The organism is Bacillus sp. NSP9.1 (assembly GCF_000465465.2).
GTDB classification, from domain to species: Bacteria; Bacillota; Bacilli; order Bacillales; family Bacillaceae; genus Bacillus; species Bacillus sonorensis_A.
Genome location: NZ_CP048273.1, coordinates 3,570,682 through 3,594,107, shown reverse-complemented (window position 1 = coordinate 3,594,107; position 23,426 = coordinate 3,570,682). Strand labels below are relative to the sequence as shown.

Genomic DNA, 23,426 nt, shown 5'->3' with positions numbered 1-23,426 from the left:
ACATTAATGTAGAAATAGTATAACACATTTACTCTTATAGTCTATACTGTTTTCTGCAATTTCGTTCGGGTTTTTTCTTCAAAGAGTTGTTCCAAATTTATCTCGACCGATATTGACATGACAAGCCATTTTAAGATAAGATATTTCATTGAGCGGATACTCTTATCCCGAGCTGGCGGAGGGACAGGCCCGATGAAGCCCAGCAACCGGTTTCTCTCTATATAAAGGATGTAAAACAGTTCCTGAGAACACTATGGTGCTAACCTGATGCAAGGTGTCGAATACCTTGAGCGATAAGAGTGAAAGGCACGCAATACCAGACCCTTTCCTCAGAGAATAGGAAAAGGTTTTTTTATTGCATAAATCCATATACAAAAACTGCTAAAAAAAATGCCTTCAGGACGAAGGTACTGGGCGTTTTTCACAGGACGTGAAAGGTTTTAGCCGAGTATCAAGCAGGACGAAGGTACTGGGCGTTTTTCACAGGACGTGAAGGGATGCAGCCGGGAAGCCGATCAGGAAAGGCCGCCTGCAAAAGGGGAATATCGGCTCAGGATCTCGTTAAGAATAAGAAATATGGAAATTCTTTCAAAGTGAGAGGTCATGATGCCCCGGTGCGTCATATCATGTAAAAGGGACGGGTTCCGTATCATCATTAAGATCACGGCTGATCTTCATATACAGGAGGAAATATAAACATGAGCAAAAATCGTCGGTTATTTACTTCAGAGTCAGTTACAGAGGGCCATCCGGACAAAATTTGCGATCAGATTTCGGATAGTATATTAGACGAAATTTTAAAGAAAGATCCGAATGCACGCGTCGCATGCGAAACATCTGTAACAACCGGTTTGGTGCTGGTAAGCGGTGAAATTACAACATCCACATACGTGGATATTCCGAAGACAGTACGCGAAACGATTAAAGAGATAGGATACACTCGCGCAAAATACGGCTTTGATGCTGAAACATGCGCAGTATTAACATCTATAGACGAGCAGTCTCCTGATATTGCAATGGGTGTCGATCAGGCGCTTGAAGCGCGTGAAGGTGACATGAGCGACGCAGAAATTGAAGCGATCGGAGCCGGAGACCAAGGCCTGATGTTCGGCTTTGCCTGCAACGAGACAAAGGAACTCATGCCTCTGCCGATTTCCCTTGCTCATAAATTGTCCCGCCGGTTGACGGAAGTTCGGAAAGAGGAAATCCTTCCATACTTGCGTCCGGACGGAAAAACTCAAGTAACCGTTGAATATGATGAGAACAATAAACCGATTCGCATCGATACAATCGTGATTTCTACACAGCATCATCCGGAGATTACGCTTGAGCAGATTCAGCGCAACCTGAAAGAATATGTCATTAATCCGGTTGTGCCAAAAGAACTGATCGATGAAAACACGAAATATTTCATTAATCCAACAGGACGTTTTGTCATCGGCGGTCCGCAGGGAGATGCCGGATTGACCGGCCGGAAAATCATTGTCGACACGTACGGCGGATATGCCCGCCACGGAGGCGGCGCGTTTTCCGGGAAAGACGCGACAAAAGTTGACAGATCTGCCGCTTATGCTGCCAGATATGTAGCGAAAAACATCGTCGCAGCAGGACTTGCCGAGTCATGCGAGGTTCAGCTTGCCTATGCGATCGGCGTCGCTCAGCCGGTATCGATTTCGATTGATACATTCGGTACGGGAAAAGCGAGCGAAGAGACTTTGATTGAAGTGGTTCGCAAAAACTTTGATCTAAGACCTGCCGGCATTATCAAGATGCTTGACCTGCGCCGTCCGATTTATAAACAAACGGCAGCATACGGACATTTTGGACGCCTTGATCTTGATCTGCCTTGGGAGCGCACGGATAAAGCAGATCAGCTTCGCAAAGAGGCGCTAGGAGAATAACAACCGCATAGCCGCTTAATCAAGCGGCTTTCTTTTTCGCGACGAATACGGGACGCTTTTGAAACTTGAAAAACAGGTTTCATATGTTTGTTTTTTTATTGAAAACAATGAAGGCAATATGCTCGTTTTTCAAGTTTTTTGAAACGTTTTTCTTTAAATACATGTCTAATCAAGAAGCAGATCTTACTCTGCATGAAATTTAAAAAATCGGAGGCAATACTATGTGTGGATTTGTAGGGGTATTCAATCATCGCCCATCATCCGAGACGGCAGGCCAGGAAGAACTGATTAAACAAATGAATGAATTGATTGTACACCGCGGTCCCGACGATGATGGGTACTATCATGATGAGCATGTAGGCTTCGGATTTAGAAGGCTGAGCATCATCGATGTTGAAAACGGAGGACAGCCTCTGTCATATGAAGATGATTCCTACTGGATTATTTTTAACGGAGAAATCTATAACTATATAGAATTGAAAGATGAGCTTCTTTCAAAAGGCTATCAATTTCAGACCGATTCCGATACCGAGGTTTTGCTTGCGACCTACCGCCATTATAAACAGGAGGCTGCATCAAAACTGCGGGGAATGTTCGCCTTTTTAATCTGGGATAAACAAGAACAGCTTTTATACGGAGCACGCGACCCGTTTGGCATTAAGCCGCTTTATTTTACAAAAACGGACGGCCATGTTTATTTTGCATCAGAACGAAAAAGCCTGATGCCTGTCGGTGCTGAGCTGGAATTTAACGAAAAAGGCCTTCAGCAATATACATCTTTCCAATTCGTGCCTGAGCCTGAAACGCTTGACAAAAAGGTGCGAAAAGTGGAACCGGGTCAGCAGTTTACGATTCGTCCCGGAGAAGATCTTCAATTTAAAACATACTGGAAAGTTCAATTTAAGCCGGTGCAGACGGAAGAAGAAAAGCTTGTTCAGGAAGTAAGGGACGCGATTTTTGATTCTGTCAAAGTCCATATGAGAAGCGATGTGCCTGTCGGTTCATTCCTTTCAGGCGGAATTGACTCTTCCTTTATCGTGTCTGTGGCCAAACAGTTTCATCCGAATTTGAAAACATTCTCGGTCGGGTTTGAACAAGAAGGCTTCAGCGAAGTGGACGTTGCGAAAGAAACCGCGGACAAACTCGGCTTGGAAAACTTCAGCGCCGTCATTTCTCCTGAAGAATACATGAACGAGCTTCCTAAAATCGTCTGGCACTTGGATGATCCGCTTGCCGATCCTGCTGCGATTCCTTTGTATTTTGTAGCGAAGGAAGCGAAAAAACAGGTGACGGTCGTCCTTTCCGGAGAAGGGGCGGATGAGCTGTTCGGCGGATATAACATTTACCGCGAACCGCTGTCATTAAAACCGTTTGAACGGATTCCGTCGCCTTTGAAAAAAATGCTTCTCCGCGTTGCCCAAGCGATGCCTGAGGGAATGAAAGGAAAAAGCTTTTTAATGAGAGGATGCACCCCTCTTGAAAAAAGGTATATCGGAAATGCGAAGATTTTTGAAGAAGGTATGAAATCAAAACTTCTTCGCCAGTATGACAGCAACCTCTCTTACTGTGACGTGACAAAGCCGTATTTTGAAGAAAGCAAGTCCTACAGCGAAATCAATAAAATGCAGTATGTTGATATTCACACATGGCTGCGCGGGGACATTTTGCTGAAAGCCGATAAAATGACGATGGCCAATTCCCTGGAGCTCCGCGTTCCATTTTTGGACAAAGTCGTTTTTGAAGCGGCTTCAAAAATTCCGGAAGAGCTGAAAACAAAGAACGGCACGACAAAATACCTGCTTCGAAAAGCGGCGGAAGGCATCGTTCCCGAGCATGTGCTGAACCGCAAAAAGCTCGGCTTCCCTGTGCCGATCCGCCACTGGTTGAAAAACGAAATGCATGACTGGGCCGTGGGCATTATTAAAGAGAGCGAAACAGACGCATATATTCATAAAGACTATGTGCTTCAGCTCCTTGAAGACCACTGCGCCAACAAAGCGGACAACAGCCGTAAAATCTGGACGGTACTTATCTTTATGATCTGGCACAGCATTTTTGTCGAAAAGCGCTATGTCCCGGAAGAATTAAACCATCAGCCGAAAGAAGTCATCATTGTTTAACTGCAAAAAAAGGTTTTCGATTCGTCGAAAACCTTTTTTTTATTATGCTGTTCTGTCTCCAATGGATTTGGCAAGCACGCTTTCACATTCCGCAAGGAGGCTCTCAAAAATAGCCTCCCACGATTGGGCAAGAGCGTAGTTTCTTGCTTCCTGTTCCATTCGTTTTTTCAAAGAAGGCGTTAACGTTACGTACGTACGAACTTACTTTTTTTATTATGCTGTTCTGTCTCCAATGGATTTGGCAAGCACGCTTTCACATTCCGCAAGGAGGCTCTCAAAAATAGCCTCCCACGATTGGGCAAGAGCGTAGTTTCTTGCTTCCTGTTCCATTCGTTTTTTCAAAGAAGGGTTCCCGAGGACATGCATAATGGCTTCTGTGAAGGCTTCCGGACATTTTGGCTCTGCAAGAAATCCGTTTTTTCCGTTTTGAATAAAATCTTTCAGGCCGCCGGAGTCTGCGCCGATGACAGGTGTACCGCAGGCGAGCGCTTCAAGAGCGGAATTTCCGAAGGTTTCCGTCGGGGAAGGAAACACAAACAGGTCTGAGCTGGCGTAAATGCGGGAGAGCTCTTCTCCTTCCACATAGCCGGCAAACGTCATGTTGGCCGGTGCCTGTTTTTCAAGCTCCTTCTTTAATGGGCCGTCGCCTGCGATCAGCCAGTGAACATCTTTTCTCAATGAAGGGTGTCTTGCGATCTTAAGCAGCGTTTCCAAGTCCTTTTCAGGGGCAAGCCTGCCGACATAGCTCAGGATGTATGTTTCTTTTATGCCATAGCGCTCGCGGACCTGTTCGGATTTGAAAGACGGATGAAACCGCGAGCAGTCCACACCCCGTCTCCAAATTGAAAGGTTTCTGAACCGTTTCGCTTTTAGCTGCATCAGCGTTTCATTGGAGGGAACGAAGATTTTATGAAAAGATTTATGAAACCAGCGCATATACTTCCACAAGAGATTGGAAAACATTTGCAGATCATAATAAGAAAGGTACTGGTCAAAATCGGTGTGATATGATGCGACAGCGGGGATGTTCCATTTTTTTGCGAGCTTCAGCCCCGCAAGGCCGATGTTGAACGGTGTGGCGATATGAATGAGGTCAGGATTGAACGTGCGAAGTTCAGCTTTGATTTGGACGAGATTTGGAAGGGCCATTCTGCATTCGGGGTATAAGAAGAACGGAAGGCTTGTAAACCGCCGGATATCGCTTGAGAAAGGTGTCTCATGCGTGCTTTCCGGCGCAAATACTTTAAACGGGATTCCTTTGCTGTTAAGGTAGTCCGTATACCTTTTTAACGTTTTGGCACAGCCGTTCACATCCGGTGTAAACGTGTCTGTAAAAATCGCAATTTTCATTGTTTCCCTCCTGATGATGATTTCTTAAACAAAAGACGGGTTACATGAGAAAGGATGACAGAATGCCGACAGAGACGCCAAGCAGCATGCCGGCGAGCACATCTGACGGGTAGTGTAAGCCCAGATAAATTCTCGAAAGACCGACACTGATGGCAAGAGGAATTAATAAAAGTGCAAGTATCGGAAAGAATACGATTATCGGTGTTATAACAGAAAATATGGCTGTCGTGTGTCCGGATGGAAAGGAATGATCCTTCAGCGGATCTTTCAAAACCTGTGCTTGTTTCAGCGTCATATACGGACGTTTTCGCGGGTAGAGCTTTTTGATGAGCACGACCTGCAGATGGCTGATTAACAGCGCAAGTGCGCTCGCGGTTCCGGCTTGACGTATGCTTCCTGATCCGAAAACGATGAGCGACAGGGAAGCGAGAATGGTGCATAAAGCTCCTCCTAAATGGGTTGAGGAACGAAAAAAGCGATTTAATGCTTTTTGTTCGAACAAGCTGTTCATGCCGAGAAAAATCCGGCATTCAAAGTTGTACATGCCAAGCATCAGTTTATTCAGCGTCATAACCCCCTTAGATGAATGGTTGCTTCTCATTTATTGTAAAAAACAAATGTTTAGCACATAATAAGAAATTGTAAAGATTGCCGTGGCGAAAAAAAAAGCCGCAGATCGCGGCCGGAAGGGTTTTTGCTTAATTTATCCCTAAAAAAATGGTAAAGTTGTAGCAAAGCTAATCTTTCTGTTGCAGGGATTTGTAGTATTGTCCTTTTTCAACATACTCGTTGCGAATTCTTTCCATATCCTGCTGATCGCTTTCGGTTAACGGGCGAATGACTTTTGCGGGTCTGCCAAATGCAAGGTGAAACGGCGGAATCTTCTTTCCCGGCGGGACAAGGCTGCCCGCGCCGATAAAGGCGCCTTCCCCGATCTCGGCTTCGTCCAGAATAATCGAACCCATTCCGATAAGGGCATGCTTTCGTATAACGGCGCTGTGCAATGTGACCTGATGGCCGACTGTCACACCATCCTCGATCAAAAGGGGGCGGTTTGGACTTTGATGCAGGCACGAAAGGTCTTGAATATTTACGCCTTTTCCAATCCGGACCGGTGCGACATCGCCGCGGATAACAGCGGAGAACCAGACGCTTGATTGCTCTCCGATGGTGACGTCACCGGTGATGCACGCATTGTCGGCGATAAAGGCCGTTTCATGAATAGCGGGTTCGGTGTTTTGATAAGGGTAGATCATCAGTTTCATCCTTTCTTTCAAGTGTTTTTAAAAACTAGCGTGAGGTGGCCAGCATGTGGTGCATGGAAGCGGAAAGACCTGTTGCCTCGATTGTCATTGTTCACGGTGCTTGTGAGCATTCTGGCCGGTATAAATGGTTATCCGAGATGTGGCGTTCATCCGGATACAATGTCGTCATGGGCGATCTCCCCGGCCAGGGAACATCGACGAGGGATAGAGGACATATACGCACATTTCAAGAATATATTGATGAAGTAGACAAGTGGATAGATCGGGCGAAAGCCTTTCAGGTGCCGGTACTCCTTCTCGGGCACAGTATGGGCGGTCTGATTGCGATCGAGTGGTTTAAACAGCGCCAAAGCGATGTTGCCGGTCTCATTTTATCATCCCCTTGTCTCGGGCTGCAATTGAAGCCGAACAAATTTCTCGATGTGATATCAAAAGGGCTTAATGTTGTGGCTCCTTCCCTCAGATTTGAATCCGGGATAACGCCTGATAAAGCAACGAGAAATAAAGAAGTCATCGAAGTGGATATCAATGATTCATTATATATCACAAAAGTTTCCGTCAGATGGTATCAGGAGATATTAAAAGCGATTCAAAGCGCGATGGAGCCGACCGACGCCTTTCTCAATATCCCTTTGCTTGTCATGCAGGGGGGGACTGACTGGCTCGTCGACAAAAAAATGGTGCTCAAATGGTTTGACCAGCTCGCTTCCCGCAACAAGACATACAGGGAGTGGGAGGGCTTGTATCATGAAATCTTTAATGAGCCTGAACGGGAGGACGTTTTTAAAGCGGCCAAAGCGTTTGCTGAACAACATATCACATAATGGAGGTGCATTCTTTGTCAGTACCGGAACATCCATTTGGATTAATGGCGAAAGTTTACAGAGAGGTTTTTCCGCTCGTCCATCAGGAATTGGACAAATGGCGGGCCAAAGCTGAACATATTCAAAATCCAGAGCTGAAATTGCAGGCGCTGGCCAGCATCAGAGACAAAACCTTTCACTGTGAAGGGGGCGGCATTATGGCGCTTCTTTCAGGCAGACAAATCAGCAAGTCCATTCGGTTTATTACCGCCTATCAAACGATAAGCGACTATCTGGACAATTTATGCGACCGCAGCACCTCTCTTGATCCGGATGACTTTACAATGCTCCATCAGTCGATGAAAGACGCATTGACGGTCGGAGCCGAACTGAAGAACTATTATCGGTATCGAGAAGACCAGGATGACGGCGGCTATCTGCACGATCTGGTCAAAACGTGCCAGGATGTGCTGACTGAGATTGAAAATTATGATGTCATCAAAGATCATCTCCTCGAACTTTGCAGCTATTACTGTGATCTGCAAGTCCATAAGCACGTGGTTGAGCATGAACGCGTTCCGCGGCTTGAAGCATGGTTTAACAATTATAAATCCGCTTTGCCTGAAATGGAGTGGTACGAGTTTTCGGCATGTGCAGGCTCAACGCTCGGCATCTTTTGCCTAGTCTCTTATTCGGTCCATTCCGATTTTACAAAAGCGATGGCGGGAAAAATACGCGACAGTTATTTTCCATACATACAAGGGCTGCACATCCTTCTCGATTATTTAATTGATCAAGAGGAGGATTTAATCGGCGGGGATTTGAACTTTTGCACATATTATCCGTCACATTCAGAGATGATGGAGAGGCTTGAACATTTCATCCAAATGGCCGATGAGCATCTGCGCGGTATTCCGCATGAAAACTTCCACCGCTTGATCAACAGAGGTCTTTTAGGTGTTTATTTGTCAGATGACAAAGTCGCGGGGCAAAAGGAGATCGGCCGGCTGGCGAAAAGGCTGATCAAAGCGAGCGGCAAAACATCCTTTTTCTTCTATATCAATGGCAGGGCCTATCGTAAAATTCAAAAAATGCCCTGGATTAAAAGCTCCTAGATGCGGCAATATAAAAACAAACAGAAAGCCCAAATCATTGGTTGATTTGAGCTTTTTTTTCAATCGCGATAATAAACGGCGGATCATTTCGCTGATTTAAATATTGATAACAGAGGACGCGGGCCGCATCCTGGTCAATGGAGGCGCAAAAATCAAGGAGATCGCTTTTTTCCCGCTTTCCTTCCGGATGGCCGTGATACACGACCAAAACGATCAGCCCGCCTTCTTGTAAAACCTCTAAAAGCTGTCTGATGCTTGAGATGGTTGATTCGCTTTTCGTTGTGACCGATTTGTCTCCGCCCGGCAGATAGCCGAGATTAAAGACGGCAGCCGCCACCCGGCCAAAAGCCTCGGACGGGAGTGCGGAGATCAACTCATCATGGCTTTTTTGAAACAATGTGACCCTTTTCCCGTATGTTTGACCAAGCCTTTCAGCGGTCTTCTCCAACGCGGATTCCTGGATGTCAAAAGCATAAACATGTCCGCTTTCGCCGACAAGTTCAGCCAGAAAATAAGTATCATGACCGTTTCCCATCGTCGCGTCAATGACGATATCTCCTTCTCCGGCTGCTGATTTCAGCAGCTCTTTTGAGTATGGCAAAATGTTCTTCAGCGTCATGACATCGCTTCCTCTTTCGTTTTGTTAAACCGTTTTCCCTGGTAGCTTCCGCGCTTTTCGAGTTCACCGTTGATGGCGTTCAATACCTCCCACTTGTTGACGCTCCACATCGGTCCGACCATTAATTCAATCGGTCCGTCGCCTGTGATTCTGTGGATGATCATCTCCGGAGGCAGAATTTCCAGCTGGTCGCAGACAAGCTGGACGTATTCATCTTGGGAAAGAAACGTCAATTTGCCTTTTTCATATTGCTTCACCATCGGCGTTCCTTTTAAAAGGTGCAGCAGATGAATTTTAATGCCTTGTACATCAAGGTTTGCCACCGCTTGAGCCGTTTCCATCATCATAGCGTAGTCTTCCTGCGGAAGGCCGTTAATAATATGTGAGCAGACGCGTATTCCGTGTTTTCTCAGTTTGTTGACGCCATCGACATAGCATTGGAAATCATGGGCGCGGTTGATCAAGTCTGCCGTCCGTTCATGAACGGTTTGCAGCCCGAGCTCCACCCAAAGGTATGTCCGTTCATTCAGCTCTGCAAGATATTCGACGACATCATCCGGCAGGCAATCCGGCCGTGTGGCGATCGAAAGGCCGACTACACCGTCGAGGCCAAGCACGGTTTCGTATTTTTCACGAAGAACGTCGACTGGGGCATGCGTGTTCGTAAACGCCTGAAAATAGGCCATATATTTGCCGTCTTTCCATTTTTTGTGCGTTCTGTCCCGTATTTGATGAAATTGGGTGATGAGGTCATTAGCCCGGTTTCCCGCAAAGTCGCCGCTGCCTGCAGCACTGCAAAATGTGCATCCGCCATGTGCGACCGTGCCGTCCCTGTTCGGACAGTCGAACCCGCCGTCAAGGGCTATCTTAAAGACTTTATGTCCGAAATGCTTCCTTAAATGATAATTCCATGTATGGTATCGTTTTTCACTGTTCGTGTATGGAAAAGGGTTGTTCTGATGCAAATCTAAAGAACCTCCTTAGAATAAATGGCACATCCTAAAATTGTAGCAAATAAATACGAATTGAACAAATCCCCATCATTTTCTTTATTGAATAAAGGCTGAAGTGGTCAAACTAATCACGATGGATTTTTCCATTAAGGAGGGGTTTTCTTTGGCAACAAGACAATCCGTCGGAGAACACATCCAAAGAAGCGAAGACGCTTATGAATATGCGTTATCTCAATTTGAAACTGCAAGCAGGCAGGAACATTACAATGAGATAGAATACAGCGAAGCGCAGCAGAAGCTTGAAGATGCCGTAAATGATTTAAATAAGCTTTCATTGTTTTCCAATGAACAGCAAAGGGAAGAGATTTACCGCAAAAGACTTCAGCTGCAAACCCTTCAAAACAATATGATCCTGCAAAGGTCATTCGAAAGGCCCCATTAATTGGGGTCTTTTTTTTGGGAAAAATTGTTGACAAATCTTTTGTGTGTCATTATTGTATTAAGTGTACTACTTATATGAATACACTTAGTTCACTGCCAAGGGGGAATCACAAGAATTTATTTAGATTGACAGCATTTATTCAAATCATTGATGAAATAAAGAAAAAGGGGGAAATCAATCGTGAACTCCAACGAAGTATTGGTTAAGACAAAAGGATTGACAAAACAGTTTGGTGAGCAGGTTTCAGTCGATCACCTTAATTTGGAAATTGAAAGAGGCCAAATATTTGGATTTCTGGGCCCGAACGGCGCGGGCAAAACGACGACGATCAGGATGCTGCTCGGTTTAATGAAGCCGACGGAAGGAGAGGTCCGCCTCTTTGGAAAATCCTTTGCAAAGGATAGGTTAGCTATTTTAAGCAAGGTCGGGGCCCTGGTGGAATCCCCTTCCTACTATGGAAATTTGACAGGGTACGAAAATCTGAAGCTGTCCAGCAAAATTTTAGGCGTATCAGATCAACGCATTCAGGAAGTGCTGGACATTGTCCGCCTTAAGGAAGCGGCCAATAAGCAGGTGAAGCAGTATTCACTCGGAATGAAGCAGCGCTTGGGAATCGGCTTGGCTTTGCTCGGTTCTCCAGAATTGCTGATCCTTGATGAACCGACGAACGGTCTTGATCCGAGCGGGATTCATGAGATTCGTCAGCTGATCAAAAGGATGCCGGAGGATTTTGGCATTACCGTCATTATCTCCAGTCATAACCTGGCGGAAATTGAAATGGTCGCGACCCATGTCGGCATTATTCAGACGGGGAAATTAAAGTTTCACGGAAAATTAGCCAAACTTCAAGATGAGAATAAGCCCGTTTTAGAAATTAAAGTAAATGATCCGAAAAAGGCGAAAGAACTTCTCAGCGAACAACAAATAAAAGCTGACTTAAGACATGATGTGTTATGCATTCCGGATTTTGAAGACGATCCGGCTGATCTTAACAGCCTGCTGGTTCAAAATGGCTTGAAAGTTTCCCATCTGTTTGTGAAAGTGCGGACGCTGGAGGAGATCTTCCTTGAATTAACCGGAGGAAAGGGGGCGCTGTAAGTGTTTTGGACCATAATGAGAGCAGAATTGATGAAGCTGAAACAAAGCCGAATTGCTTTTCCGGTCATCCTGGCTCCTTTGCTGATTGTATTGCTCCAACTCGCCAACTTTTTTGTGCGCTACGATAGCGTCGTCAAACCGGGGGCTGATCCTTGGACGATTTTTATTGCACAGCATTTATCGATGTGGGCATTATTGATTTTGCCTATTCTTGTCGCTATTCTGTCCGGAATGGTCGTTTCAATCGAAAACACAAACAACAGCTGGAAGTATATGTTTTCTCTTCCGTTTAAACGGGGATATTTATATTTTGTCAAAGTGGCGCTTGTTCTCTTTTTTATTATCATCAGCTCGGTGATCTTAGGAATCGGAATGATTGCGAGCGCCATGCTGTTGAATTTATCCGGCGCTGTGCCGGTTGATGATCTGGTCAAAACGATCGGTGCTGCGCTTTTGGGAACATTTGCAGTCCTTGCAGTCCAATTTTGGCTCAGCATCAGATTTAAAAATTCCGGAATTCCTCTTGGTGTAGCCATTTGTGCCACAGTAGCAGCTATCTTTTTCGTCCAGTCTACATTTACACATTGGCTTCCATGGGTTTATCCGTATTTGACACTGCCGATCACCTTGAATGAAGGAACAAATGTGATGTGGTATATCTGTCAGTCCCTGATTGTCGGCATCATTTGCTTATGGGCGGGATGCCGCGAGTTTGTCCGCAGGGATGTATAGAAAGGGGGACATGATAATTATGAAGTTTACGCATGTTATGCAGATGGAGCTGTTAAAACTTAAACGTTCATACGTATGGCTGCTGATGATCATTGCACCTTTGATCATGGTTATCTTCGGTGCTTTCAACTTTGTACGCTATAAAGAAGTCTTTTTGCAGGGGGATGCAGTCCCTTGGGATAAACTGCTCGGACAGGTCGTCGTCTTTTACGCGATGCTGCTGCTTCCTTTATCAATTGCTGTAATGGCTGTTTGGCTCGCACGAATTGAACATTCCGAAAACAATTGGAAACACTTGTTTGTTCTTCCGATTAAATACGTTCATATTTATGTTGCCAAAACAATTGTCCATATTTTATTGGTCGGTATATCGATGCTGTTTTTTTTCGCAGGAATGGTTGTTGCCGGAAAAATTGTTGATATCGGGACGATCCCTTATCATTCGCTGGCAATCAGTGTTTTGTTGTGCTGGATAACGTGTTTGCCGATTTTGGCTGTGCAAATGCTGCTCAGCATTCGATTTCACAGTCTTGGAGTTCCGGTCGGTGTTGGTCTGGCAGCATCGATTGCAGGTATGGTCATTTCAAACAGCTCTTATGGAAAGTATTATCTGTGGTCGCTTCCTTCTTTGACACTCAATCCCGGAACTGGAGGAAATGAGCTTCCCGGGTACTCTTACTTTTTAAGCATTTCGCTTATCTCATTTCTTATTATATTTGTGATCGGGTTTGCCATGTTTAGACGACGTGATGTTCAGTAGCTCTGGAGAAGGATCGTTCAGATCCTTCCAGAGCGATCCTTTCATAAAAGAATCGGCAGCCGCGCGTTCGGTTTAACGATTAAAATTTGATTAGAAGGATTGTGTTAATAGTGGATATTTTAAAGGTGAAAAATCTTTCAAAAGTATACAATGGTAAGGTTCCTTATCAGGCATTGTCCAATATTGGCCTGACGGTTAAGGAAGGTGAATTTGTCGGAATCATGGGTCCTTCCGGAAGCGGAAAAACGACATTTTTAAATGTGATTTCGACTATTGATACGCCTGATTCCGGTGATGTTTTGATCAATGGAGAAAACGTCCGCAACCTCAGCAAAAAGAAATTGGCGCTATTCCGCCGGAGAGAATTGGGATTTGTATTTCAAGACTTTAATCTTTTGAAAACGTTGACTGTCATCGAGAACATTGTGCTGCCCCTCACGCTTGAGGGAACGGATGTGAAAGAAATGGAAGAACGTGCGGTCGCGATCGCGAAAAAACTCGGGATTGGGCATATTTTAAACAAACGCACGTACGAAATATCGGGCGGACAATCGCAAAGAACAGCGATCGCCCGTGCCATTATCCATCAACCGAAATTAATTTTAGCAGATGAGCCCACGGGGAATTTAGACTCTAAATCGGCAAAAGACGTGCTGGAAATTTTAAAAAAGATCAACAGGGAGGACCGCGTGACCATGATGATGGTGACGCATGATCCATTGGCGGCCAGTTATTGCGACCGCATCATTTTTATTAAAGACGGTACGCTGTATAACGAAATTTATAAAGAAGAGGATCAACAAGCGTTTTTTAATCGAATTTTGACGGTTTTATCGGCTATAGGAGGAAATAAAGATGAGCTTTCGCCAACTGGTGTTCAATAATGTGTTGCGCAATAAACGCCTTTATGCCGGCTATTTTCTAAGCAGCGCTTTCTCTGTCATGCTCTTTTTCGTTTATTCGATGCTCGCCTTTCATCCAAATCTCAACTTGGAAAAAAGCGGAACGCTGGGTTCGGGAGCACAGACAGGAATGTATTTTGCCCAGTTTATCATCTATGTATTTACATTTTTTTTTATATTGTATTCAATGGGCATTTTATTAAAAACACGCAAAAAAGAATTTGGAATTATGAGCATGTTTGGCATGACGAATATGCAATTAAAGTTTCTTGTGTTTTTGGAAAACCTGCTGATTGGATTTGCTTCGACCATTTCCGGGATTGCGGCCGGACTTGTTCTCTCGCAGGGAATTTTAGCTCTCGGTTCCAAGCTGCTGGACATTGATTATTCCCTCGGGTTTTATTGGCCTCTCAAGGCCATAGGGGTTACATTTTTTTCGTTCATGGCTCTATTTTTGTTTATTTCTTTTTTCACAGCCGCGATTTTAAAAAACAGTTCCATTATTTCATTGTTGAAAGGAACCGCCAAGCCAAAGCCCGACCCGGCAGTTTCCCCATTTTTGACTGTTTTGGCCGTTGTGCTGCTGATCGGCGGATATACGGCTGCATTGCTTGTAAGGGGAATCATGGTTCTAGCTGCAATGATTCCTGTAACGATAGCTGTGATTATTGCCACTTATTTATTGTTTTCACAACTCAGTGTGTTCCTCATCAAATTATCAAAGAAGAAAAAACAATTTTATTGGAAAAAAACAAATTTGATCACGCTCTCTGATCTGGCTTACCGGTTGAGGGATAATGCCCGGATGTTCTTTATTGTAACGATCGTTTCAACGGTAGCGTGCACCGCAATCGGAACACTTGTTGGATTAAGGTCATTATTGCTGCAAATGGAAGAAGATAAACCCGAGGCTGCCATTCAATATGAATCACCAGCGGGCGGCTCTCATCAGCAAAACGATATTCAAATGATCGAACGTTTACTGAACAAAGAAAAGATACATTATGAAAAAACGATCATGAGTATAAAAAACGAAACCGATGTTAGCACTTCAAATAAGCTGACCATATTAAAGGCTTCCGACTATAATAAAGTGATCGAAAGCCATAAACAATCCATCGATCTTGCCGGAAGCCAAGCCGTTTTTCTTTTCAACAAAGGGATGAGCGCGGCTAAAAAAAGTGAATGGACGCTTGAAGAAAGTCAAAAAAAGATTCATGTCATTCAATCTCAAGCCGTTCCAGCGCCTCTTTTGAAATTCACCGGCTATAACGGGGCCCTGATTGTATCTGATGATCTATACGCGCAGCTGGGAAATGGCGAGAATGAAAGAAAAGTTTATGCATATGATATCGCGGACTGGAAGCAGACTGAAAAGGTTTCAAAGGAGATTCAGCATAAACTGGAAAGTTCCTTAAAGGATGACGCTTATCATTTTCAGGCAAAAGCGCTGTACTTTAACGAAATAAAACAGCAAATGGGGCATGTTTTGTTTGCTGGTCTATTCATTGGGGCCGTGTTTTTTGCTGCTGCGGGAAGCTTTTTATACTTTAGAATATATACTGATTTTGAAAATGACCGGGCTCAGCTGCAGGCAATCGAAAAATTAGGTTTAACCGAACAAGAGATGTCAAACATCATAACAACGCAGCTTATGTTGCTGTTTTTTGTTCCGATTGGCGTGGCGCTGACTCATGGAGCCGTTGCACTTACTGCACTGGAGCATGTTTTTGAAGCGGCAGGTGTTTCACTCATCAAAGAATCAGCATTCGTGCTTGGTGCATTTCTTCTCATTCAATGCATGTATTTCTTGTTTATTCGCTTTCAGTATTTGAAACAATTGAAAAACGCCATTTATCATGATGGCAGCGTATCGAAATAAAAAAAAGATGGACTTCTGATGGGAGTCTATCTTTTTTTATTTTACATTCAGGTTAAAAAAGCGTCAAAAAGTGTAAATATTCCATCTTGTTGTTTTTATATAAGTTTAGTCGGGTTTTAAAAAATTTTTTAAATTCCACTTTATATAAATATAATAAAAAACTTTTTATGAAAAAGGTTGTGCTCTTTTCGGAATATTGAATAAACCGTTTTCTTTCATATGAGTATGCGAAATAGATTCAAATATACCGAAATAACCCCTAATAAATGGGTTTAATTATACTAGAAAATTACTAAATTAAAAGGGTGTTGAAAGTCTTGAATTATTTTGAAAAATCCCTTTGACATCATCCTCTCTTTTCATATAATAGGAAATACAGGTAATAATCCCAATTGAAAGGAGGTGAAAAGATGGAAGAATTGAAGAACACAGTCGTCACTTTGTCTGATGAAGAATTGAAGGAAGCAGCAGGAGCTGCAGGCTGCGGCTGGGCATGCACAATCACTGACGATTGCCCTAACAGCGTGTTTGTTTGCTGCTAAGTACAAACTCGTGTAAACAAGTTCTTCTTTACCAATTTTTTGAGAGAAATGCTCTAAAATTAAAAAGAGGTGAATAAAATGGAAGAATTGAAGAATACGGTTGTTACTCTATCTGATGAAGAATTGAAAGAAGCAGCAGGAGCTGCAGGCTGCGGCTGGGCATGCACAATCACTGACGATTGTCCTAACAGCGTGTTTGTCTGCTGCTAATAAAATATTATACATTCTATATCTATGCCAGCAGCTGCAAAGTATTCAGCAGGCAGCATCGTTGAGCATGGATTAAATTGAAGGTTTTCCAAACGCTATATATATTTTATTTTCAACAATGGAAACCTTTTATAGAGGGCAAGGGAGAATTCGTTCACCCTTGTCTTCTATTGTCATTACGGATGATGTAAAAGACAGGGAGGTAAGGCAAATGTCAAATCGCTTGTCTACAGTAGATCAGACAGCAGCATGGAATCGGGGTCTTTATTTGCATGAAAGGGCAATTGAGAATGACGCAGATACTAAGATCGATGAAGAAATAGAACTGGAAAAATGGTGCAAACAGACTGGTTTACCTTTGCGTTTGATGGAACATCGTCTGCAAAATGACGGACTTGATAAGCGTTCTTTCCAATTGCTGCTGGCCGCCAAACATTCTCCGGCCGCCCGCCAAAAGGCCGAGTGGATGGATGAGCTGGATGACATATTTTTTAACGAGCATTTGCCGATCAATTGCAAGGTGGACCTGGAAGATGACGAGTTGAAAAGTCATATGTTCATCAGTTTTATTAGGCCATTTCTGGATTGGCTGAACACCGGCATAGCCGATACATACCGGATTTGGAAGATAAAATACGGACGGGTATGTGCGGAAGAATCCGTCATCAGGCGGAGCATCCTCAGCGCTGTATGCAAAAACTTATTGGCTCTGGCAGAACGCGTCCTTGTCTATGAATTGAATCTTGCCCGGATGGAAGGACGTCTGAAAGGAGACACCCCGGAAAAGCGTTTTGAATATTTTATTGCTGAATACGCTGAAAAAAAGGAAAGCATTTCTCAATTATTATCTAAATATCCTCTGCTGGCCCGCATCATGGTTGAAACGGCAATGAGGAGAAAGAATGCCATTTGTGAAGGAATTGAACGTTTATTTGCTGATTATGATTCTATTCAGCATTCTTTTTCAGGAGACTTCTCTCATCTAACACACCTTAATACAGGGAGCGGTGATTTGCATCGGAATGGGCGGAGCGTGATGATTTTTGAGTTTGCCTCAGGCAGCCGCCTGGTGTATAAGCCTCGTTCACTTGGCGTCGATCTTCATTTCAATCAGCTGCTATTCTGGCTGAATGAAAAAGGCGCTACTCCATCTTTTCAACCTTTACATACAATGGACTGCACTAGCTACGGCTGGCAGGAATTTGCTGAAGCAAGAGAGTGCGAAACTCTTGAGCAAGTAAGCCATTTTTATCAGCGGCTGGGGGGCTGTATAGCGGTACTACATATGCTGTATGCGACTGACATGCACATGGAAAACATGATCGCTTCAGGAGAATTTCCGCAATTTATCGACTTGGAATCCTTATTCCAAAACATCCAGCCGACGGATGAGGACGAATTTACCGCCTTGCAGAGAACTTCCGAAGAACTGTCACAGTCCGTATTAAGAACCGGCATCTTGCCTGCCTCCTTATTTAAGTCGGGATCATTCCGTTCCATTGAACTGAGCGGAATCGGCGGACATGGCGGACAAAGACTGCCGAGGGGAAAATATAAGTACGAAAATATCAGAACAGACAAAATGCGGCTTGTAAAAGGAAGCGGATTTTCAAAAGGGGCGAAAAATCGGCCGAGCCATAATGGGAACGAGATTTCGCCGGAGGATTATATCGATGATATCGCTGCCGGATTTGAACGAGTTTACTTAATATTTATGCGGCATCGGGAAGAACTGCTTTCTTCAGAGGGGCCTGTCAAGGCTTTTCAACATGATACAGTCCGTTCGATTTTTCGGCATACACAGTCCTATTCTACTATGCTGGAAGCCGGTTTACATCCTGATTATCTTCGAAACGGACTTGACAGAGTTCGGCTATTTGATTACTTATGGCGGATAGTGGACACAAATGATAAATTTTTGGAACTTATACCTTCAGAAACACGGGATTTGCTGCAGGGGGACATCCCTTACTTCTATTCGAAAATTAATTCTTTGTCTGCTTGGGACAGCGACGGCAAGGAGATTCAGAACTTTTATCATATTACGGTATTAGAGCGAGTATTGACTAGGATCAAGATGTTCAGCAGAGAGGACTGTTCCAAACAGATTAGGTATATCCGCACCTCGATGGCCACGATGCTGAAGCGCTGGGACCTTAAGCAATACCGAAACGATTTTTCTAACGTGAAAATTGGACATCAGCATCCGCCTGAGGAATTTGTCAAGCAGGCCATGATGATCGGTGATCGGTTATTGGAAGCAGCTTATTGGGGCGACAAAAAAGAAGATGTCAGCTGGATCGGTATCGGCGCTTCCCTTAATGACCGGTGGCTGTTTACGCCTTTGGATGCCACCTTATATGACGGCGTGCTTGGCGTCGCGTTGTTTTATGCGTATTTGGCGGAAATTTCCGAGGATCGGCGTTATGCAGAAGTAGCTGAAGCCGCGGTAAAATCAGCCGAAGACTTTCTTCACCGGTATAATGGTCTCGGTTCTCTCTCCGCTTTTCACGGGTATGCTTCCATTGCCTATGTGTACAGCCATCTGTGGGCATTATGGAAGGAAGAGAAATATATCCGGAAAGCGGCGGATGCCATCGGAGAGTGTGAAAAGTGGATCGAAAAAGATCAAATGTTTGATCTGATCGGCGGATCGGCGGGAACACTCCTAGTGGCATTGCGTCTTTACCATTTGACAAAGTCAGACAAGCTTCTGCAGGTTGCCGTTCAATGCGGCGAACACCTGCTTGCAAATGCAGCTGAGCAAAAGGCAGGGTGCGGCTGGACATCGCCAGTTGACAAAAGCAGGGCGCTGATCGGCTTGTCTCACGGCACTGCAGGGATCGCTTGGGCATTGGCGGAACTGTACACCGCCACAAAAGATACGCGTTTTCTTGAATGCAGCAAACAGGCCATTTCCTATGAGCGAACAATGTTTATACCTGAAGAGGGAAATTGGGCGGATCTTCGCTACCGGGAAGAACGAAAGAGTCTAGGCATTACAAATCCGGTTCAATGGTGCCATGGCGCGGCTGGAATAGCGCTGGGACGGCTTATGACAATGCAGCACTGGCGGGACGATAAAATGAAGGAAGAACTTGAAACGGCAATCCAGACGACGCTCCGTGAAGGGTTTGGCGGAAGTCATTGCCAATGTCACGGTGACTTCGGCAATTTGGAAGTTTTGTTATTGGCTTCAGATGTTTTAAAAGATGAAAAGCTGAAGAAAAATGCCATGCAAATCGGAAGTGCAATCGTAGAAGAAGCGATGGATAAGGGATGGTGCTGCGGAATACCTCAAAATGAGGAAACCCCGAGCTTAATGCTGGGGCTGTCAGGGATCGGATACGGCTTATTGCGTCTTGCAGCTCCTGAGAAGGTGCCGCCTGTCGTCGTACTCGGAACTCCATTGAGGAGGGAATGATGAAACGTTTGCGTATACCTTTCATAGAACAGATGGAGCAGTCAGAATGCGGGCTATGCTGTCTTGCCATGGTATTATCCTCCTACAAATGTCAATACACATTGACGGAATTAAGGGATATGTTAGGCGGAGGCCGGGACGGGATCAATTTATTGACGATAAAAAAAATGGCTGAAACATTGGGATTAAAAGCAGAAGGAAAGCGCGTGCAGCCCGAGCATCTTGATAAGCTTGAAACTCCTGCTGTTTTGCATTGGGAGGGCAATCATTTTGTCGTACTGGAGAAAGTAAAGGGCAAAAAAGCTCACATTTTAGACCCTGCTGTCGGGCGTCGAATCCTTCCAATGAAAGATATGGAAAACCATTTGACCGGAATGTGCTTAACGATGAAGCCTTCCGAACATTTGAAACGCCGCAAAGTAAAGGGAATATGGCGCGAATACCTTCGCTTTTTATGGCAAGAGCCTTGGCTTGTAAGCTTTATTATTGCCTGCTCCCTATGGGTGCAAGTATTGGCCATTGCAACTCCGATGTTCGTACAGTTTGTGGTTGATCAGGTGATTACCCCAGGCGAAGAAGCAAATTATATGAACGTACTAGGGATTGCCATCATCTTGCTGGTCGTTATTCAGTTTATCTTTACATTGTTCAGGTCAAGAACCCTTGTATGGCTGCAAACACGGCTTGATTGGAATTTAATGAGCCGGTTCTTTAACCGTTTGCTGCAGCTTCCGTTTCATTTTTTTCAAATGCGGTCCAGCGGCGATTTAATTTTGCGGGCAAACAGCAACATGATTGTCCGGGAAATTTTATCGACCCGCACAGTCACAATGTTTCTTGATGGCGGCCTTGTGTTCCTATTTCTTTTCTATATGTTTAGCAAATCGGCACATTTAACGATGTACGTTCTGGCAATCGGAATTTTACAGGTTGGTTTGCTCATGATCAGCCAGCGTTATACGAAGATGTATGCCCAAGAAGAGATACTGCGCCAAACGCGCGCTTCGAGCTATTTGGCGGAAATATTGAGAGGGATATTGGTCGTGAAGGCTGAAGGTGTAGAGCCCGGTGTATACGGCCATTGGTCCGGTCTGTTTCAAGAGCAGATGAAAGCAGCCCGCAAAAGAGGCTTCTTTACGGCTTACGTAGACAGCATGCTGCAAACGCTGCGCTACGCAGCACCACTTCTTGTCCTGTGGGTTGCAACTCAGGAAGTCATCGCCCAGAAAATGACGCTCGGTTCAATGTTTGCATTCTATACATTGTCAGTAAGCTTCTTAATGCCGCTTACCAATATTGTCACAACTGCAAATCAGATGATTTTCATGGGAACTTATTTCAGGCGCATCATGGACATTCTTGATGCCACACCGGAACAAAATGAAGAGCAGGCGATCAGTCCTCCGCAAATAAAAGGCGATATAGAGCTTCAAAATGTGGGATTTCGGTATCATCAATACAGTCCCCAGGTGATTCATAATGTTTCGGTCAAGATTCAGCCCGGTCAATTTGTGGCCATCGTCGGTTCAACCGGATCGGGTAAAAGCACGTTGGCATCTTTGTTATTGGGACTTTACCAGCCGACACAAGGAAAGATTTTATTTGACGGCCAGGACATCAGCGGACTCCACAAATCTCAGCTGCGACAGCAAATCGGGGTGGTTACGCAGCAAATCCATCTATTCAATCGGTCTGTTTTTCAAAACATTGCCTTCCATAATCAAAACTTGTCGGAAAAAGAAGTGATACGTGCGGCTCAGATGGCGGAAATTCATGAAGACATCATGAATCTTCCAATGAAGTACGAAACACTGCTATCAGAGGAAGGCACGAATATTTCAGGAGGGCAGCGTCAGCGTCTTGCTTTAGCAAGAGCATTGGCGCACAATCCAAGGATTTTGCTGCTGGATGAAGCGAGCAGCTCTTTGGATACGAAAACGGAGCAAAAAATTCATGATAACCTTGATGAATTGGATTGTACGCGAATCGTCATCGCCCATCGTTTAAGCACGGTTGTTCGCGCAGACTTAATTCTTGTTGTTGAAAAGGGGCAAATTGTTGAACAAGGTACGCATTTTGAATTGATGGAACTCAATGGGCATTATGCTAACTTGCAGAAAAGCCAAATCAAGAAAACTGCGGAGGTTATCTCATGAAAAAATATTTAAAGTGGGGTATGTTGATCGTGATGTTGGGGATTGCTGTCCTGGGTATTTGGGTGGTGACCAATCCCAAGGCTGCGATTGAGACATTTGTCGATATGGGCGGATTAAAGGAAGGAGCCGAACTTCCGTTGGTAAAAGGAGAAGAAGTAGATGGCAAACCGGTTTCCTTAACAGAGTATAAGGGTAAGAAATTTGTGGTGATGATCGGCCGGATCGATTGTGAAGTTTGTCAGCAGACATATCCTCTTTTAGAAAAATTAAAGACCGAGTATCCGGATACAAAGCTGATACTGATCGGCCAAGGGGATAAAGGCAAATATGCCGAAGTCAAAAAGGAGCATCAATTTCAATTTCCTATTATGTCGGCGAATGCTCAAATCCGTAAACAACTGAATTTTAAAATTTTCCCTGTGTTTTATTTGGTCAATGAACAAGGTACCATTGAAGAGAGATTGAATGGTTTGGATGAAGACCAGCTAAATGGCATGCTAAGGAAGGCCGGTGAAAATGCTTAATCACATACGTTTGTTGTTGCTGCAGATCATTGCAATTTTAGGGGTGCTTGTTTCTCTCTATCTCTACCTCACGCATTTATCAAGCAGTACTTTTTGTCCGCTGGGGGATTGTGCAGCAGTCAATAACAGCAAATATGCCCAAATCGGCGGAATCCCAATGTCAGTCCTTGGATTTTTTTATTACATGTGCCTATTCGCGGTCTCTATGTTTAGCGGAAGAAAACTTTTTTCTTTGTTGATGAAAGCGATGCTGCTATTCGGTCTGCTATTCTCTATCTATTTAACGTATCTTGAAATTTTTGTTATAAACGCCATTTGTTTTTGGTGTGTGATTTCTTTCATTTTAATTCTTACAGGAAATGCAATCGTGTTTTGGACTAAGAAAAAAGATGGCAAACGGAGCTTTTTCCATGTGTAAACCGTTTGCAGCATGATGATATTCTGACGGACAGTGTCCCTTGAGGGGGGGCGCTGTCTTTTTTTACCCTCAACTTTCCTGATGGTAAAACCATCCTTTATTGTCGTTATTATATAGAAATACTTGCTGAACATTGCGAATTCCGTATTGGATAGTATTTTTAACCTAATTTTTAAACGCGAATTTAAGAAAATATGTTGACAATCTGCA

21 protein-coding genes and 1 riboswitch are annotated in these 23,426 nt (G+C 44.3%); of the genes, 16 read left to right on the top strand and 5 right to left on the bottom strand.

The window, feature by feature from the left end; translation table 11 throughout:
* Positions 1–159: 159 nt before the first annotated feature.
* Positions 160–300, top strand: a riboswitch (SAM riboswitch).
* A gap of 398 nt (positions 301–698) precedes the next feature.
* Together metK and asnB are read left to right on the top strand one after the other, a co-directional pair.
* Entirely contained in the window at positions 699–1,901 is a 1,203-nt protein-coding gene (gene metK / locus M654_RS18635; RefSeq protein WP_026588370.1) for a methionine adenosyltransferase, read from the top strand.
* Positions 1,902–2,122: 221 nt separating this feature from the next.
* A complete protein-coding gene (gene asnB, locus M654_RS18630; RefSeq protein WP_026588369.1) occupies positions 2,123–4,021 on the top strand; it encodes an asparagine synthase (glutamine-hydrolyzing) in 1,899 nt (632 codons plus the stop codon).
* 213 nt (positions 4,022–4,234) lie between these two features.
* Here asnB and M654_RS18625 read toward each other — a convergent pair whose 3' ends face one another.
* The 3 genes from M654_RS18625 to M654_RS18615 all read right to left on the bottom strand — a co-directional run bounded on the left by M654_RS18625 (position 4,235) and on the right by M654_RS18615 (position 6,627).
* On the bottom strand, positions 4,235–5,371 hold the full coding sequence (locus M654_RS18625; RefSeq protein ID WP_026588368.1) for a glycosyltransferase family 4 protein: 1,137 nt from the start codon (positions 5,369–5,371) through the stop codon (positions 4,235–4,237).
* Positions 5,372–5,411: 40 nt separating this feature from the next.
* Positions 5,412–5,942 carry a phosphatase PAP2 family protein gene (locus M654_RS18620; protein WP_051290397.1) on the bottom strand — a complete coding sequence of 177 codons (531 nt, stop codon included), beginning with the start codon at positions 5,940–5,942 and terminating at the stop codon, positions 5,412–5,414.
* 166 nt (positions 5,943–6,108) lie between these two features.
* A complete protein-coding gene (locus M654_RS18615; RefSeq protein ID WP_026588366.1) occupies positions 6,109–6,627 on the bottom strand; it encodes a gamma carbonic anhydrase in 519 nt (172 codons plus the stop codon).
* 53 nt (positions 6,628–6,680) lie between these two features.
* Between M654_RS18615 and M654_RS18610 the strand changes: the two genes are divergently transcribed.
* A complete protein-coding gene (locus M654_RS18610) occupies positions 6,681–7,460 on the top strand; it encodes an alpha/beta hydrolase (protein ID WP_026588365.1) in 780 nt (259 codons plus the stop codon).
* 14 nt (positions 7,461–7,474) lie between these two features.
* Positions 7,475–8,554 (top strand): tetraprenyl-beta-curcumene synthase family protein, encoded by a 1,080-nt coding sequence (locus M654_RS18605; RefSeq protein WP_026588364.1) that lies wholly within the window; start codon positions 7,475–7,477, stop codon positions 8,552–8,554.
* A gap of 34 nt (positions 8,555–8,588) precedes the next feature.
* Here M654_RS18605 and M654_RS18600 read toward each other — a convergent pair whose 3' ends face one another.
* Together M654_RS18600 and M654_RS18595 are read right to left on the bottom strand one after the other, a co-directional pair.
* A complete protein-coding gene (locus tag M654_RS18600) occupies positions 8,589–9,173 on the bottom strand; it encodes a tRNA 5-(aminomethyl)-2-thiouridylate-methyltransferase MnmM (protein ID WP_026588363.1) in 585 nt (194 codons plus the stop codon).
* Positions 9,170–10,138 carry a tRNA modification radical SAM protein MnmL/YtqA gene (locus M654_RS18595; RefSeq protein WP_026588362.1) on the bottom strand — a complete coding sequence of 323 codons (969 nt, stop codon included), beginning with the start codon at positions 10,136–10,138 and terminating at the stop codon, positions 9,170–9,172. Before M654_RS18595 ends, M654_RS18600 begins: the two co-directional genes overlap by 4 nt.
* Positions 10,139–10,289: 151 nt before the next feature.
* Between M654_RS18595 and M654_RS18590 the strand changes: the two genes are divergently transcribed.
* From M654_RS18590 to M654_RS18535, 12 genes are all read left to right on the top strand, one after another.
* Positions 10,290–10,568 (top strand): YtzC family protein, encoded by a 279-nt coding sequence (locus tag M654_RS18590; RefSeq protein WP_026588361.1) that lies wholly within the window; start codon positions 10,290–10,292, stop codon positions 10,566–10,568.
* A gap of 180 nt (positions 10,569–10,748) precedes the next feature.
* The gene (locus M654_RS18585; protein WP_035428250.1) at positions 10,749–11,666 is read left to right on the top strand and encodes an ABC transporter ATP-binding protein; all 918 of its coding nucleotides are present in this window, start codon (positions 10,749–10,751) and stop codon (positions 11,664–11,666) included.
* The gene (locus M654_RS18580; protein ID WP_026588359.1) at positions 11,667–12,398 is read left to right on the top strand and encodes an ABC transporter permease; all 732 of its coding nucleotides are present in this window, start codon (positions 11,667–11,669) and stop codon (positions 12,396–12,398) included.
* 19 nt (positions 12,399–12,417) lie between these two features.
* On the top strand, positions 12,418–13,158 hold the full coding sequence (locus M654_RS18575) for an ABC transporter permease (RefSeq protein ID WP_026588358.1): 741 nt from the start codon (positions 12,418–12,420) through the stop codon (positions 13,156–13,158).
* A 110-nt stretch (positions 13,159–13,268) separates the two neighbouring features.
* Positions 13,269–14,042 (top strand): ABC transporter ATP-binding protein, encoded by a 774-nt coding sequence (locus M654_RS18570; RefSeq protein ID WP_026588357.1) that lies wholly within the window; start codon positions 13,269–13,271, stop codon positions 14,040–14,042.
* Positions 14,014–15,942, top strand: a complete 1,929-nt coding sequence (locus tag M654_RS18565; RefSeq protein WP_026588356.1) for an ABC transporter permease — start codon at positions 14,014–14,016, stop codon at positions 15,940–15,942. The genes M654_RS18570 and M654_RS18565 overlap by 29 nt, the downstream gene beginning before the upstream one ends.
* A 410-nt stretch (positions 15,943–16,352) precedes the next feature.
* Entirely contained in the window at positions 16,353–16,484 is a 132-nt protein-coding gene (locus M654_RS18560; protein WP_035428248.1) for a type A2 lanthipeptide, read from the top strand.
* Between the two features lie 78 nt (positions 16,485–16,562).
* On the top strand, positions 16,563–16,694 hold the full coding sequence (locus tag M654_RS18555) for a type A2 lanthipeptide (protein WP_035428248.1): 132 nt from the start codon (positions 16,563–16,565) through the stop codon (positions 16,692–16,694).
* Between the two features lie 211 nt (positions 16,695–16,905).
* The gene (locus M654_RS18550; RefSeq protein WP_051290396.1) at positions 16,906–20,118 is read left to right on the top strand and encodes a type 2 lanthipeptide synthetase LanM family protein; all 3,213 of its coding nucleotides are present in this window, start codon (positions 16,906–16,908) and stop codon (positions 20,116–20,118) included.
* On the top strand, positions 20,118–22,274 hold the full coding sequence (locus M654_RS18545) for a peptidase domain-containing ABC transporter (RefSeq protein ID WP_026588354.1): 2,157 nt from the start codon (positions 20,118–20,120) through the stop codon (positions 22,272–22,274). Before M654_RS18550 ends, M654_RS18545 begins: the two co-directional genes overlap by 1 nt.
* The gene (locus tag M654_RS18540; RefSeq protein ID WP_026588353.1) at positions 22,271–22,798 is read left to right on the top strand and encodes a TlpA family protein disulfide reductase; all 528 of its coding nucleotides are present in this window, start codon (positions 22,271–22,273) and stop codon (positions 22,796–22,798) included. The genes M654_RS18545 and M654_RS18540 overlap by 4 nt, the downstream gene beginning before the upstream one ends.
* Entirely contained in the window at positions 22,791–23,216 is a 426-nt protein-coding gene (locus tag M654_RS18535; RefSeq protein ID WP_051290395.1) for a vitamin K epoxide reductase family protein, read from the top strand. The genes M654_RS18540 and M654_RS18535 overlap by 8 nt, the downstream gene beginning before the upstream one ends.
* Positions 23,217–23,426 lie beyond the last annotated feature (210 nt).